This is a genomic window from Brevibacillus brevis, assembly GCF_001039275.2.
Lineage (GTDB): Bacteria > Bacillota > Bacilli > Brevibacillales > Brevibacillaceae > Brevibacillus > Brevibacillus brevis_C.
Map to the genome: position 1 here is coordinate 3,462,182 of NZ_CP030117.1, position 15,476 is coordinate 3,477,657.

Consider the following 15,476-nt stretch of genomic DNA (forward strand, 5'->3'; position numbering starts at 1 on the left):
CCTGTCCCTTTCACGTAAAATAACTACAGGCCTTCTATAGCAGTCAGCAGTTCCTCTACTTGATCCAAACGAGTCAATCCCGTTTCCTTGTCGACGATCGATGTATAAATGTGCGGAATGACCTGCTTTGCACCTGCGGCGAGGCATACCTCCACAATCGGGCGAATCGAAGCTGCATCGATCCCGCCAGTCGGCTCAAAAACAGGAATTCCGTAACGTACGGCTGCTTCTGCCATCGCCTTGATTTCATTCAGCCTTTCCAGCCCATCTACCGGATAAAATTTGACGGAGTGTACGCCAATCTCCGCCAGCATCGCGGCGGCTGCATCGCAAGAGAGCCATTCAGACACTTTGTTGCTCATTGGTCCCGTAGTGATTTGAACCTTTCCTGATTGTCCACCGGGGGCAATCAATGCATTCACGATGGTATGTGTGTTGCCGACTGCCTGTAGCCCCCCGAGCGTATAACCTGCTGCCGGAAATACCTGATTGACGTGATCCGGTTGGGTCTGCACCGCGACTTCTGCGACCTTTTTCCATTGAGTAGGATCACCTGCGCCCAGCCCTACGGACACTGGAACACCTGCTTGCTGATATTGTTCAACAGCGCTTATTGCTGCTTCTACGGACGCAAATCCTTTGACCAAGATCCCGATCAGAGCGCGGCCATCAGCCACGGAACATATTTGTTTTGCGTTTTCTACATCCCTTGCCAAAACGTTTAAACGAATTTTTGGTGTGCCCACGTTTGTTATTCTCCTTCACCCTGTTTTTGCAGCAGTTCCTTCATTCGCGCTGCGATGATGTGCTCTTGTCCCTCGTGAAACGGTCGTGGATCAAAGGCAATCACTCCCGTATTCACATAATGGTTGCGGGTAAAAATAGCTGGATTTCCTTGCTCCAGTTGGCGTGTAAGCTCCCGAGCCGTCATTCCCGTCACTCGTTCGTCAAGCTGAATTTGCACACGATAAATCGCCCGGCCTGCCTCATCCTGTACGATCACTGCTTTCACACCGGACAAGCAGTTCAGTTCCCCTGCCAGCCACTCCACTCGTCTGCGCTGCTCGAGAACATTTTGTTTTTCAGGGTCGTACTGTCCAAGTGCTGCAAGTAAACCCGCAATCGCTTCCTTTCCTACCTTCATGGCACGACCGACACCTTTATATTGCGCGCGACATGCGGCAACCAGATCGGCACGACCTGTGATAAACCCAGACGTTGGTCCACCGATTGCTTTTCCGCCACTGTAGATGACCAGATCGGCACCCATCGCTATATAGCGCCGAAGATCTTCTTCCGCCGCTGCATCGACTATTACCGGAATTCCAAACTCCCTACCAAGTTGAAGCATTGCGTCTAACGACTGCATCCCTTTTTGAATCGCGTGGTGAGATTTGACAAAAAGCAGTGCTGCTGTCTGATCATCAATGGCTTCTCGCAAATGGTCTGCTTCTACGTGATTGGCATGCCCGACCTCTACGACTTTCCCACCGCCCAGTGCAATCATCTGTTGTACGGAAGCGCCGAAGTGAACCGCGTGTCCTTTTTGGATGATGATCTTGTTATTCAACCCTTCGGAAAAAGGAAGCCGCTCGATCAAACCCAACTGGCAACCAGCTATGACTGCCGCTACACTAATGGCAATGCCTGCAGCTGCTCCCGAGGTAGGACAACCGTCTTCTGCTCCGGTCGCCTCTGCGATATGACGACCTGCCACAATCATCAGCTCGCTGATTTCTACATAATCCATGGCGGCTTCTCCCATGGCCTGTGCAATAGAAGGATGGACGGCACTTGCACCCAGTGCCGTCATCTTACCGCTTGCATTAATGATTTGCTTCAACCCTAGCTGCTGATAGATTCCCATGGTTTGCCCGCCCTTCCTGTGAAAACTTTTCTCTCTATCCTCATTGTGTCGGGATCGGGAAAATGGCGCCGAGGATCATGGCTCCGATAATCGCACCACCCGCAATCGGTTTGTTGTAATAGTAGAAAATCGCTGCTCCTGCTGTTGCGCCGAGTCCGACTGGAATTGAAGCCATAATCGCAGAAATAACAATCAATGGACCTAAGTAACGACCTGCTGCGTTTCCAGCCCCCATCATGACATCCGCTCCAAAGGTGGAGTTCGATGCGTTGATCGTGTACTTCCGAATCATAATAATCACGGTACCAATGATCAAACCCAAGAGTGCACCTGTCGCCAGCGCCAAAGGGAAGGAAGTCAACGGAGCTGTAAAGCCTGCTCCCAACATCAACGCTGGAACGCCAATCCCGATACCCGTTTGCAACGAGCCGCCAATATCGAGAATCCCAACAAGCGGTCCCTCCAGAATGCGGGCGAACAAAAAGCTCGCACCAAACGCGGCAGCCGCACCGTATCCACCCCCTTTGATCCCAGCCTCCAGCATCGCAACGATGGCAATATCGTTAAAAGCACCGACATGATACACATAGTAAAGATGAGTACCCGCAAAGATTCCTGAAGACAAGCACGCAACAAAGAGGGGAAATGCCCATTCTGAATACCAAAATCCTTTTGCCTGCAATTCACCCATTACTTTTTCACCACCGATCCGAATGTTTCGTGAAGCTCAATCAGCCACTGTGGAATTTCAACATACATACTTTTCAAGAGCGCGACATCAAAACCACGGAAGAAGCCGCTGAATACAAACAAGAGAATGACTGCAATAAACATGGATTTCGTAATTTTGTTCCATCCACTATCCTCTAAGCCTTTACCGATCAAAATACCCAAGACGATTCCAGGTACCGCATTCCCCATGACCAAGTGCGACAAACCGCCCAAAACCGTTCCCCAAATCCCTGTCCGTTTGCCTGCATCCATCGCCGCCATCCAGAACACAATCGGCATGATCGGGTTGATCAACCAGTTCGCAGCCGGAACCAGTACCTTCGTTGCGACGAGCTGCATCGATTCGGGAATCGCCGTTGCTGTGGAATTCAACAAGGTGACCACAACGACACCGACTGCTGCTCCGGCAATCGCCATTTGCTTTGGATTGTGCAACGTCTCTGCGACATTCTTGTTGCGCCAGAGCAACACGGCCGCTGCCCAGTTCGGAATGACGCGATGATCCACATCTTGCGTCAACGCACCGGCACCGACAACAGACGCCCATGAGTTAAACAAAAAGCCAAGCCCAAATGAAAAGTGGGAAATGGGATCGCCCGCACATGCGTTCAGCTCTCCAAAAGTCCGGAATGCTCCCATCCCTTGGACATTGGGTGCATGAAACATCCTCGCCGCCCCTGCACCAACACCGAAGCCGACCAATGCCCCGATGACGATCGACTTCAATACAATCATCAACGTAACCATGAACCTACCCCCTGTCTGCTTCTATCGCTGACGAGCCAACTGCCCTATACCCGCAGTCTGCTCGGTCTGCTGCTGAAATGTTATGTTTTCTACCTGGACCAGCCCCAACCTCACTTGAATATCTACGGTAATGTCATACCGCGTCCGTTTGCGTGGGAAGAACAATCCAAAAAATCGCTCATGCTTCACTGTCTCTGTCGCAGATACAATGGAAACGCCTACAGGTTCGATTCGCACGACCAAATCACTCGTCTGTCTCGCCACTACATGCTTGATTTGGGAGAAAATCTTGTTGAAGGCTCCCTCCTTCGTATCGCCACTGCCGGATAATCGCAAGGTTTGCGTCGTCTCCGTGTACATGGATTACTTCCCTCCCAGCTTAATGTATTCTTCCACCATGCGTCTGCCCAGCTCTTCTGTATCCATGAAGCCAAAGCCGATCACTTTTTTGCCGCTACGCAAGGCAGTAATACCAGCATCTACGGAGCGCAAGCCGTACTCGACCGGAAAACCATACTTGGTCTTGGCAGTCAGTGCCCCAGCCCCACCACTTCCGCAAAAGGACAGCCCGAGGTCTGCACTTTCACTGACCATGACATCTCCTACCTTCATATCAGCGCCAACACCTGGAATGACGATCGCGGTCCCGCCAGCAGCTTCGATTCCTTTTGCGATGTTCTGTCCTTTTCCAAGACGATCACCAATCACGATTTTTACCTTAGACATAGACATGCCCTCCTTTTTTTCATAGCAATGTTTTACAATGGCCCCATCTGCATGGCACGGATGGCTTCAAAATGAACCGCTAACAGAAACGCTTCTGTATCATCTGCCTGCCACGCACTCTTCTCTTCCGAAAGAACTTTGTGCGAGAGCGTAACCATATCGGGATGAATTTCGGCGAATAACTCCGCTTCAATCACGGGCAGCCTTTCACCGTTTGTCATCCGTCGTACAAATGCCAGTACATGAGCTCCGATGGCTAGCCAGCGATCTCGCGGTATATGAATCTCCATGAGGCGGAACTCCTCCTCAATTTTTTGGAGAATTTGCTTTGTTTCAGAAATTTCAGATAAATAATCTGATTTTGTCTCAGTCAGTTCCTTGAGGATGTCATCAATCATTTGCATGTCAGTACCTTTCCCGAAGTAATCGCTTGATAAGCCACTACTCTTTCCTTTGTCTCCACCGTTTCTTGTTCACTGTCGGTCAAAATTGTCGGCTCTTTTTTTATCTGCAATATGGATACGTCCGCGCATGCTCCTACTTTCAACGTCCCGATCTCGTTTTCTAGCCCAAGAATTCGTGCGGGCGCAAGCGTACTCGCCGCAATCACATCGTCGAGCGAGTAGCCCATGGCGAGAAACTTCGTAAGTGTGTGCGTCAAGCTGTGCACTGGACCATCAACGTTGCGCTGGTGAACATCTGTGCTAATGACATGTGGCATAATACCTTGGGCCTGCGCATGACGCAGTGTTTGAAAACTAAAGCTCGCTTCGCCGTGCCCGATATCGAGTAAAACTCCCCTCTCCAATGCGTCTTGCGCCTCTGGAATCAACTCGCCTCGTTCGTCGAACATTCCTCCTTTTTTCCCGTGAAACGCATGTGTCACCACGTCTCCTCGGTCTAGTAGAGGCAATATTTCCGTGAGTTTTGGCGGAGCGTTTCCAATGTGCACCATCATCGGTACACCCGCTTCTCTCGCCGCTTCCTTGGCTATGAGTAAAGGTTGTATCCCGTTTTTCTTGACGACAGAACCGCTCATGCGGGCTTTTATCCCTCGTAATAGCGGTTGTTTTCTTATGAGGGCTGCGGCTTCTCTCGGGGTTAACCGCGACATGTCTGCGAGCTCCCCGCCGCCTGTGCACAAGCCATCCCCTGAAATGTTCAGAAATGCCAGAACACGAGTAACAGAAGGATCCACGGCTTCTTCAAGAAAAGCATCAAATGACCAGAGCCCGACACTGCCAGCATCTACTACAGTTGTCACTCCTTGCTCGACCCCGACCCGATCCGCGGCTACGCCCAAGCTCGTCTTTGTCGGAAAAACGTGAGCGTGCAGATCGATCAGACCAGGTGTCACCACATATCCTTCTGCATCGATCGTCTCCTTGCCCTCCAGATTCATCCCTTGATCATCGGTTGTCTTCCCTTTCTCATACAACCCAACGATCCGCCCTTCCCGAATGGCAAGATCATAGTGCCCGTTCAGGTTCTGGGAAGGATCAATGACCCGTCCGTTGTGTATGAGTAGATCCACTTTCACTCTCTACCGTCCCCTTTCCTGAAAAATAGCGCATAATAGCCGTCACTTCACTAGGCGGAACCTGGAGGTTGGCCTCAGCCATCAATTGATTCAGCTTTTCACGCCATGCCTTCCATTCTTTCGATTCTGCCTCAGCCGACGATTCCCACTCCTCCTGATAGGGTGATCCAAAAGCCAGTCGATTCACCATCAGCAGCAGGTGCAGCGAAAGTCCGCTCGCCGTTTGTTCCGTTACGTACTCCCGAAAGGCAGTCACGATTTTTTGACTGATCTCATACCCTTTGCAGATAACATCCTGGGACAGCCTCTCCACCACGGGTAAATCTGATGGATTGAGATCAGCAGTCAGCGTGGGAAACCAAGCTTCCTTGCGAGAATTCACAGCCTGCTGTCGATTTCCATCCTCCACTTGCAACGCTTCCAGACAGTTCTGAATCTGGTTGATATCTTGGCGTGTTGGAAGAGGACTGACAATCACAACTGGCACCTCGGCTTTAATCGGCAAGACACTGATAATGACATCTACGCGACGACTCGCCAAATACTTCTCTACCTCTGTGCTGGAACACAGACCTACGACCCGAAGTGAACGCAATTCGCTTTCCAGGTACGTTTTCAAAAACCGTGAAGTCCCTCTGCCTGTTCCGCAAACGACGAGCGCATCTGCCTTTTTCTGCTCCAGCCATCGATCATAACCTGCTTGGAAATGCAGGACAAAGTAAGCAATGTCTGCATCAAGCCAGTAGACCCCGCGATGCCAAAACACTTCTTCGCAAGAGCGTTTAACAGCATCAAACATGCGTGCGTATGAACGGCGAATCTCCTCCGTCAGTGGATTCGCAAAAAGGACGCCCTGACGATAACGGTTCAAACTGTCATCCAGATGAGCAAATAGCAGTCTGACCAGCTCCTGATCCTCGTACAACGGTGCCAGCATGCGGCTGCTAACCGCTTCCGTCAGCTCCTTGGTTGCCTGGAAAACATCCAAGACAATCCTCCCTGCACGTGCCTCTCTTGGCACCTGTTCAGTCCCTAGCAGCGGAAGGCACGCATACGCAATCTCGTGTTCGGGAATATCGACGTTCAATCGCTGACATAATGCTCGAACCTCGTGTGAAAACAGCTCGTATCCACTCCAATGCCTCGCTTCTCCCATCTCGGCATCATCCGCAGTGACCAATTGGCCCCGTTGTACACGATGGACGACAATGCATAGGCGAATCAATAAACTAATCAGGGCTCGGTCTGCCAGCGTCTCGGCAGCAGCATTCATCCATGCTTTGATGCTGTAAATGATCTCTCCTAACTCTGTCCGGCTGATCAGCCATTTCTCCAATAACGGACCTGTTCTCGCTTCTTGTCCATTTTCTAAAAACATCCCTTGTACCATCCGATACATGTCGATTCCATCCAACAGATCGTGAATCAAGTTTTCGAGAGCATAACGCTTGTGCCGCTCACTCCCGTCCACGCGTACACCGTACCTTTGCTTCGTGACGAGCTCGAGACGCCAGCCGTCGAGCAGCTTTTCCGCGTCCTTAACATCTGCCACGACGGTATTGCGACTGACTCCCATGTGATCAGCCAAATCGTTCATCCGCTGATACCCTTCTGACAGCAGAAGAATGAACAAAAAATGCTTGACCCGATCCTTTTGCGGCAGAATGAGTGTCTTGCTGTCATTACTTTGCAAATTTTCCTTCAAAGCATTTCGATGCTCTTGTTCTTCCGTGATCCACAGCCCTTTATTCGGTTGAGAATGGAGGATGACATTTCGTTCCTTTAGCCATTGCCTGACGTTATCCAGATCGTACTTCACGGTACGTTCGCTTACCTGAAAATCGCGCGCGACATCCTTGATTTTCAGCGGATAGTAGCTGTCGAGTATCACCTTCAGTAATGCATGGGAACGTGTGGTTAAAAAGACCATTCCTTTCTCCTTTCCATAAAAAGCTGTGTCCTTGCTTGAGATTCATTATAGAAAACGCTTTCTCGGTGGTAAAGAACGATTCCTTTCCCCATCAATCGTGCAATTTTTGCAATTATCAGTTCAATTCGACAACAATGAAAAAGATGACCCCGGATTAAAACAAGGAGCCATCTCTTTTTCATCACTTACTTGACATCATTACAAAAAAAGGTCCGCAACGAAAGGTTACGGACCTCTTCTAGTAGGAGGTGCTTACAGGATTCCTCCCAGGCTCGCCCCTTTGACAAATAGTCGCTCGATATTTTTCTCAACAGTTGGGTCTGGTACCAATGGTGGTGCTTGATGGGGCTTGGTACGCGCATCAATGATCAAATTATCGCACCCCCAATGCTTGTTCTCATAGTAGCTGTTCACACCGTAAATGTCGTGGGATGGATTGCTTCGGGTGAAGGTTGCCCACAGGAAGTTTTGTAGCGACGCGCTCATGAAGGTACTATCATCGCAAAGGATGATCATCGGGCAAGACGGGAGCGGCCCTCTCGCTTGAATCGCGTCACACAGATTCTGTAATTGCTGCTGGGCGCTCGCGTAATCGATAAAAGCAGGACCTTGGATCGACACCACACCTGGCATAATCAAGCGGGCGTTCTCAAACTCTCGCAAATCCTTCAGCTCATCCGGCACCTCTTTGCACAGCTCGCGTTCCTGATCGCCGTAAGCAGCGAGGACAACCTTACTGCCGCTGTTTAAGCCCGTTCCCGAATAATCCAGCGTATCAATAGTCGTGTTCGTATAAAAATGAACATCGCGATGCAAATCGATTCTCTCCAAAATATAGGTCAAAAAATCAACTTCATCATGCGTCGTCAATGGTCGATTTTCTTCAGCGGTAATGAATAAATACTTGGCCAAGCTCAATTGGCCCGTCCCTAAAATGCGGTTGGCAATGGTGAGCATCTCCGTCGGCTGTTTAACTTGCTGATAAGGCGTATATCGCTCGCTTCCGATGGCAAACAGCAACGGATGTACGCCAGCAGCATCTACTGCGTGGACTTCTTTTACACCCGGGATTTCTTGCTTGATCGCATCGCCCGTTAACTCGTGAATCAGTTGACCGAACGACGTATCTTCTTGTGGCGGACGGCCCACAACCGTGAATGGCCAGATGGCATTCGGCTTGGCATACACTTTCTTTACCTTCATCACAGGGAATGGATGAATCAGACTGTAATAGCCCAGATGGTCGCCGAATGGTCCTTCTGGCTTCGTATCTTCAGGATAAATATCTCCTGTGATCACAAAATCCGCATCATTGCTTACGCAGTAGCCATCGATATAGCTGTAGTGAAAACGACGCCCAGATAGCAAGCCAGCAAAAGTAATTTCGCTCAAACCTTCTGGCAATGGCATTACCGCCGATAAGGTATGTGCTGGTGGCCCGCCAACGAAACAGCTTACTTTTAGCGGCATCCCCATTTTCGTCGCTTTGGCTTGGTGGACACCGATTCCGCGATGGATTTGATAGTGCAAGCCAATTTCTTTGTTTACTTCATACTCATTACCAGTCAACTGCACTCGGTACATACCCAAATTGGAATTCATGATTCCAGGCTTGTCCGGATCTTCTGAATAGATTTGGGGCAGCGTAACAAAAGCTCCGCCATCCATTGGCCAGCTTTGGATGAGTGGTAAGTCAGTTATGCTAATTTCCTGTGCAGTTACGGGCATGCTAGTCGATTTTTTTGCAGGCAAAGCCTTCAGTGCAGCAAAGCCGTTCCCGATATTTTTAAATGGCTGCTTTAGCGCTTTCATCGGATCATTACGCATGGCGATGATATTTTCAGCGGCTTGCCAGGTGCTTCTAAAAATAAATTTGCTGCGCTCGATTGTGCCAAAAAGATTGGATACCGCACGAAATTTTGAGCCTTTTACATTTTCAAACAGCAAGGCTGGTCCCCCAGCTTCGTACACCTTCAAATGAATCGCGGCCATTTCCAGATAGGGATCTACTTCTTCGCGAATACGGACCAAATGTCCGTGCCTTTCCAAGTCAAGGATGCACTCTTCTAAATTCTGATACATATCTATAGGGCTCCAATCACTAGATTATAGATTTATCTGTAGATCAATACCCTCTAATCATACAGGAAAGATCCTACAAATTCACGTTACCCTTCCGCACAATTTCTTGAAGCTCGCTCAGTTCTCTGATTTCGTACGTTGGATGAATGCTCGTCTGATTTTCCTTGCCAAATGGATTGAACCAGCACGTATCGATCCCGTATTGGACTCCCCCTTGTATATCAGAAGTCAACGAATCTCCCACCATCAGTACGTTCGCCTTCTCCGTCCATTGCAGTTTGGAAAACGCGTATTCAAAAATTTCCCGATCCGGCTTCTTATAGCCGACCTCTTCGGAAATAATCAGGTGTTCAAACGTGTTACAAAGCGGTGAAGCGGCAATTCTTGCCGTTTGAACAGAGGCGAACCCATTCGTAATGATCACCAAGCGGCAATCCTGCAAACTGTTGCACAATTCAACCGCTCCCGGTACCAAATGCACTTCTTTGCCCAAGGATTCGAGATAGGCGCTGCCGAAAGCCTCTGCATCGACGTCTAGCTGAACAGCTTTGAAAAGTCTTCGAAATCTCTCTACGCCCAGCTCTGCTAGAGTGATCCGCCCCTTTTCTAAATCCTCCCACAATCCTTTACTGATCTCTTTGTAAACCGCTCCATAATCAGACGATCCCGTAGCGAGTCCAAATTGGGAAAACGTCTTTTGCAGTGCATTTTCTTCTGTCTTTTTGAAGTCGAGAAGTGTATCATCTACATCGAATAATATGACTTGATAGCGCATGGCAACCTCCAGAAATCTTTACTGATCAAGTATTCGTACAAACTAACACCTTTCTATCATATCAAAAACAGAAGACCAACCTGCATACAAAAAGCCTCGAACTGTATCATTCGAGGCCGTGAAAGATTTTTTAGAGGAGTGGCTTCTGGATCAACGTCGCGAATTTGAACCGGTGGACGTGACCATCGTTAAACGTGGTAGTTCCTCTCACAAAATGAACATGCTTTCCATTTCCAACCGGAATTGCGGGTCCAGTTACAATTCGCACGCGATGGAGATGATTGAAGAAGTCTGTATTTGACCGAATGACATGAACGTGGCTTTTTCCTCTTGGGATTGCTTGACCAGTGACGCCAGCAAAACGGTGATTGTGTCGATCTGCTCCTTCTTCTGCAAGCTGCGTGCTACCTAAAAATTCATGAACATGTCTCTGAATTCGTGCTGTACTTTTACTTTTTAACTTCCATTTTAATCTTTTTTTCTTAGCCATTGTAATCACCCTTCCATCCCTGGCTTGCTATCACTGTATTCAGTGTGACAAGGATGCGGACTGGTCAACAGCTTTTTTTCTACGAAAATCCATACTACCCTAGCTTAATGCTCGCTTTTTTCCTACATAGCTCCCTGCAATGATGATCGAATTCGTATATCCGCCACTTACATTATCGAAACCTGAAAGTAAGGTTGGAACCCCCACAAATTCAACCGTATCATCTCCATAGATATCTAAAGCACCTAGGTAAACAATTTGGTAGCTATCCTCCTCGTCATTGACGACATGCAAGACGGAAACTGTTCCCATTTCCGGTATTTCTTCCTCTTCGATGCTCATCACCGTTCCTTTATCTTGAATCATCGAAGCATGATACTTGGAAATATTTTTATTCATATGTTTCGGTTGCACATTTTGATCGACAAATTGCTGGGCTTCCTTCACTTTCTCTCCAGTTGCGGGGAACAGATGGGCATGCTTTGCCAAAAACGCTTTGGATTCCGGCGGAAATTCTGCTCCCGCTTCAAAGCCATTCACTTTATGTAAGGCGAGTACAGCCATCGAAAGATATGTAGCGACATTATTTACTTGGCAGGAAGTACACGCTTACCTACCGAATGATCTATCCACATGATAAAAGGAAGGTGAGGCAATGAACGCACTCTTAGTCATTGATGTGCAAAGCGGAATTGTGAGCTGTGGGGATTACAAAGAGGAACTTATTTTGATGGAACAGGTAATCAAGGATTTTAAAGAGAGCAAACGTCCTGTCATTTTTATCAGACATATCGATGCTGCAGAAGAAAGTCCACTGAATAGAAGCTCTATCGGTTCTGAAATACACCCTCCATTAAAAGACTATTCCGACTACTTGATTGAGAAGCAAACCCCTAGTTCCTTCTTCCAAACGGAGCTCACACAAACTTTAGAAAAGTTAGGGGTCGATCATCTTTTTATCATTGGTTTTGAGACGGAATTTTGTTGTATGTTTACAGCGATCGCTGCCTATGACCGTGGATATAAAGTGACTTTCATTAAGGACGCGACTGGTACAACCAATACCGCTGAATCATACGGCATGCAAGGATTAGACATTCATCAGTTTGTAGGAACCGTTCTCCGTTGGTCGAGTGTCATTGAAGTAGTAAACTACGCCGAGTACGCTGAAAAATACAAATGATGTGAATATGTCGTACCTGTTATCCGAGGACTCGCCATCGATTTCCCATTATGGATTGGATGGCGAGTATTTCAATGCCTTTGTTTATCTAGACCGTTCCAAAAAATTACCCTCTACATTAGATATTTTCGTTCTTCAGCGATTCAACGATATTCTGTTCTTTATGTTTTCTAGTCGCATAGAGGATTGATGTACCCACAATAAAAAACACACCTATCCCTGCAATGAAAAGATTCGCCCAAGGCAACGTAAAAGCAAATTCAAAATTCCGGCTAAGGCTCATGTAGATGAAAAACATCACGCATAAACTAATCGGTAAACCGTAAATAAGCGACTTCATTCCATAAAAGAATCCTTCGAAACGTAGCATTTTCTTCATACCCTTTGGCGTCATGCCAATGGAGGCCAACATCGCAAACTCACGTTTTCTCAAGGCCATCCCTGTCGAAATCGTGTTGATAATATTTGCCATACAAATGAGTCCGATGAGAACCACAAACCCATATAGGAATACGGATGTGACTGTGGCGCGATTCATTGCATCCTGACGCTCCTCAATCAGATTAGTCGTATAGACATGTACATCTGGATATTCGTCAATAATCGGGTTCAATTCATTTTCCAATGCCACAGACTGCTCTGTTGTAAATTGAATCTCGCTGGTAACTTGTTGAGACAGCATATCGTTACCTAATTCTCGTAGCTTGTCAAAACTTCGTTCAGAAACAACAAATGTCACCGTAAAAGCATCTTCCTGGTAGTGTAGCATAAAAGGTGGACGTTTATCCGTGATAGAAGCAATTCGGATTTTAGCTCCTTCAACCTTCGTGAATGGTATTTCTGATCCCTCTTGGACTGCTAGTTGAGAGATATCTGTAAAATTATGTTGTTCTTTCAAGGTGAACCGATTGACAAGTATTGCAGAAATCTCGTCTCCTTCCAATTTCTTCGCATCAATCCCTGCGGTTTGCAGATACGCTGCAAAAGAGGCCTCATCAAGAGAAACAATGTTTGAAGACATGTAGTATTTCCCATCTGGATTAAGAGTAAGGCGACTGGATATGTCTGTGGTAACCTCGTTTTCGTTGAGGATTAGATCATCAAAAAGAAGTTGGGTCTTCACTTTCGTTGTTGCGTTTTGGACAGACATCAATTCATTTGTTAATGACCTTACCCTTTCCAGATCGGCTCCTCTTGCGTATACTGACAAATCATAGGGTAGCGGTGCTTGCGCCATATTATAGGACTTATCCATATACAACGAAAAGGAAGAAGCTGCTAGGTACAAGATTACGCTGATCGCAAGAGAAAAGACAGTTGAGCGATAGTGGTGTTTATTCCTTTTCAGATTTTTTAATCCTAGTTCCGCTTCAAATCCAAACAACTTACGAGTCATTTTGGATGTTCGAACATCTTTTCCTTTTATTTCGATATCCTTTGTCTGGCGGATCGCAGTTATCGGTGTAATTCCCGATGCCCTCACTGCTGGAAACCATGCAGAAATGAACAGTGTCAAAATGGAAAACAAAATGACAGCAACCATACTAAACGGCTCTATCACCAATCGCATCGGTTCGCTAACGACAAATATTTTTTGAATGAATGGGCTGAGCAAATGGAGAGTAACCCCAATGCCAATGGACCCAAAAAACAACCCGGCCGGAATAGCTATGACCCCGATCACAGCGGCTTCAAAAAATACAGAAGCCCTTTTTTGCTGTTTGGTTGCCCCTATGCTAGATAACATCCCTAATGTGCGGCTACGCTCTGAAAGCGAGATCGCAAACGCGTTGTAGATTAGTGAGACAGATCCAATCAGAATGATACTTCCAACGGTTAAGACTGCCAGATACATGGTGGTAAGAAAGTGGGAATCATTCGAAATCCCGGAATAAAGCAAAAGATCCCGGTTGTACTTGACTTTTACTCCATTCGATTTAACTTGATCCTTTACTCCGTTCACCTTACTTGCAATCATGTTACTCGTTTCATAAATATCATTCCCTAAACCTTTAAAATCCTTATATTCAACACTTACCGTGTAGGGAGAACCCGCCTCTAAATCATTCTCGGAAAGACCACTAAATGCACGGTATGCAGCCATTGCTTCGTGCTCTTTATCTGGTGCTTCAACAATCCCTGTAATGGTGTATGTTTTCGTTATTGTAGGAGTAAAGACTTCCTTTGATTGATAGGCATCATTGTTGCCCAACGCCTCGCTCTGCCCATCTATATTCAAGCTACGGTTACCAAAATCTAATGTGACTACATCTCCAACCTTCAAGCTTACCCCGACGGTTCGAAGATACTGCGATGAAAGTGCCAGTTCATTTTCATTCCGAGGCAATCGCCCATCAATTAGGCTCACCCCTATTACATCATGATTATTGTGCCCAGTAATATACAAATAAGGCTTCACGCGGTTTGCAGAGTTGGAAAGACGTGCAAATCCAAGTTTCTGGTCAATGTCGTATCTCTCTACTGCATCTGCATTTGTAATAACCGCAACATCTTCTCCTGCAACATTGAGAAAAGCTGCCTGCCATTTGCCAGAGTAGGCAATCGCGTTTCGCTGCATCATATCCATGAAAGAACTACTTATCGAAAATACTGCTGTAAGCATTGCGACAGAAATGACAACCCCAATGATTGTAACAAGGGTACGGCTCTTATTCTGCTTCATATAACGTAAGGTGAGCTGATTTACGATATTCATCGCCGGATCACCTCATCTCTAGAAATCCTGCCATCCGAAATACCAATAATACGGTCCGCTTGCAAGGCAATATTTTCATCATGTGTAATAACAATCAGGGTTTGATGCCGTTCTTTGTGTAATTTTTTCAAGAGCTTCACAATCTCAGCACTGTTTTTACTGTCCAGATTCCCCGTAGGCTCGTCAGCCAATACAATGGCGGGACTGCTAATCAAGGCACGGCCAATGGACGCACGTTGCTGCTGTCCTCCAGAAAGCTGGTTTGGCAGATGCTTTAATCGCTGTTGAAGACCTAGAGTCTCTACGATACCGGAAAAGATATCTTGATTTACTTCTCTACCGTCCAATAGCAACGGCAAGGTAATATTTTCCTCTACAGTAAGGACAGGGATCAGATTGTAGAATTGATAGATAAGTCCAATCTGTCTACGTCTGAAGATGGCCAGTGCCGTTTCATCCATCGCGTACATATCCGTCTGGTCAACAATCACCTTACCGGATGTGGGCGTATCAACGCCCCCTAGAATATGCAAAAGCGTAGACTTACCTGAACCAGATGGTCCAATGATCGCCACAAACTCCCCTTTTTGTACGGAAAATGAGATATCGTTCAATGCAGTAACAGCTGTTTCGCCATCACCGTACGTCTTTGACAGGTTCTCTACTCGCAAAATCTCCATCATGATCC

Annotated in this window: 16 protein-coding genes; 1 reads left to right on the forward strand and 15 read right to left on the reverse strand. The window is 47.2% G+C overall.

From position 1 onward, the window contains the following. Window positions 1-23: 23 nt before the first annotated feature. From AB432_RS16560 to AB432_RS16620, 13 genes are all read right to left on the reverse strand, one after another. Entirely contained in the window at window positions 24-746 is a 723-nt protein-coding gene (locus tag AB432_RS16560; RefSeq protein ID WP_048033216.1) for a KDGP aldolase, read from the reverse strand. Window positions 747-751: 5 nt separating this feature from the next. After that, window positions 752-1,867 (reverse strand): DgaE family pyridoxal phosphate-dependent ammonia lyase, encoded by a 1,116-nt coding sequence (locus tag AB432_RS16565; protein ID WP_048033217.1) that lies wholly within the window; start codon window positions 1,865-1,867, stop codon window positions 752-754. 40 nt (window positions 1,868-1,907) lie between these two features. Then, window positions 1,908-2,558: a DUF4310 family protein gene (locus tag AB432_RS16570; protein WP_048033218.1), complete on the reverse strand. Its 651-nt coding sequence runs from the start codon at window positions 2,556-2,558 to the stop codon at window positions 1,908-1,910. Then, complete coding sequence (locus tag AB432_RS16575) at window positions 2,558-3,346, reverse strand: DUF4311 domain-containing protein (protein ID WP_048033219.1); 789 nt, start codon at window positions 3,344-3,346, stop codon at window positions 2,558-2,560. Before AB432_RS16575 ends, AB432_RS16570 begins: the two co-directional genes overlap by 1 nt. Window positions 3,347-3,367: 21 nt before the next feature. Then, window positions 3,368-3,706, reverse strand: coding sequence for a DUF4312 family protein (locus AB432_RS16580; RefSeq protein ID WP_048033220.1), 339 nt, complete (start codon window positions 3,704-3,706; stop codon window positions 3,368-3,370). 3 nt (window positions 3,707-3,709) lie between these two features. Beyond that, window positions 3,710-4,072, reverse strand: a complete 363-nt coding sequence (locus AB432_RS16585) for a glycine-rich SFCGS family protein (RefSeq protein WP_007727312.1) — start codon at window positions 4,070-4,072, stop codon at window positions 3,710-3,712. A gap of 32 nt (window positions 4,073-4,104) precedes the next feature. Continuing rightward, entirely contained in the window at window positions 4,105-4,476 is a 372-nt protein-coding gene (locus AB432_RS16590; RefSeq protein ID WP_048033221.1) for a hypothetical protein, read from the reverse strand. After that, on the reverse strand, window positions 4,467-5,612 hold the full coding sequence (locus AB432_RS16595) for an amidohydrolase/deacetylase family metallohydrolase (RefSeq protein ID WP_048033222.1): 1,146 nt from the start codon (window positions 5,610-5,612) through the stop codon (window positions 4,467-4,469). The genes AB432_RS16590 and AB432_RS16595 overlap by 10 nt, the downstream gene beginning before the upstream one ends. Continuing rightward, on the reverse strand, window positions 5,572-7,542 hold the full coding sequence (locus AB432_RS16600) for a BglG family transcription antiterminator (protein ID WP_048033223.1): 1,971 nt from the start codon (window positions 7,540-7,542) through the stop codon (window positions 5,572-5,574). The genes AB432_RS16595 and AB432_RS16600 overlap by 41 nt, the downstream gene beginning before the upstream one ends. A 252-nt stretch (window positions 7,543-7,794) precedes the next feature. Beyond that, complete coding sequence (locus AB432_RS16605; RefSeq protein WP_048033224.1) at window positions 7,795-9,624, reverse strand: UbiD family decarboxylase; 1,830 nt, start codon at window positions 9,622-9,624, stop codon at window positions 7,795-7,797. A 73-nt stretch (window positions 9,625-9,697) separates the two neighbouring features. Then, window positions 9,698-10,399, reverse strand: a complete 702-nt coding sequence (locus AB432_RS16610) for a YjjG family noncanonical pyrimidine nucleotidase (protein ID WP_048033225.1) — start codon at window positions 10,397-10,399, stop codon at window positions 9,698-9,700. 130 nt (window positions 10,400-10,529) lie between these two features. Further along, entirely contained in the window at window positions 10,530-10,889 is a 360-nt protein-coding gene (locus AB432_RS16615; RefSeq protein WP_048033226.1) for a YmaF family protein, read from the reverse strand. A gap of 99 nt (window positions 10,890-10,988) precedes the next feature. Further along, window positions 10,989-11,453 carry a hypothetical protein gene (locus AB432_RS16620; protein WP_235617486.1) on the reverse strand — a complete coding sequence of 155 codons (465 nt, stop codon included), beginning with the start codon at window positions 11,451-11,453 and terminating at the stop codon, window positions 10,989-10,991. Window positions 11,454-11,544: 91 nt separating this feature from the next. On the opposite strand from AB432_RS16620, the gene AB432_RS16625 reads away from it, so the two are divergent. Further along, the gene (locus AB432_RS16625; RefSeq protein ID WP_048033227.1) at window positions 11,545-12,072 is read left to right on the forward strand and encodes an isochorismatase family protein; all 528 of its coding nucleotides are present in this window, start codon (window positions 11,545-11,547) and stop codon (window positions 12,070-12,072) included. Between the two features lie 118 nt (window positions 12,073-12,190). Here AB432_RS16625 and AB432_RS16630 read toward each other — a convergent pair whose 3' ends face one another. Continuing rightward, window positions 12,191-14,788, reverse strand: coding sequence for an ABC transporter permease (locus AB432_RS16630; RefSeq protein WP_048033228.1), 2,598 nt, complete (start codon window positions 14,786-14,788; stop codon window positions 12,191-12,193). Further along, entirely contained in the window at window positions 14,785-15,468 is a 684-nt protein-coding gene (locus AB432_RS16635) for an ABC transporter ATP-binding protein (RefSeq protein WP_016739677.1), read from the reverse strand. Before AB432_RS16635 ends, AB432_RS16630 begins: the two co-directional genes overlap by 4 nt. Window positions 15,469-15,476: the final 8 nt, after the last annotated feature.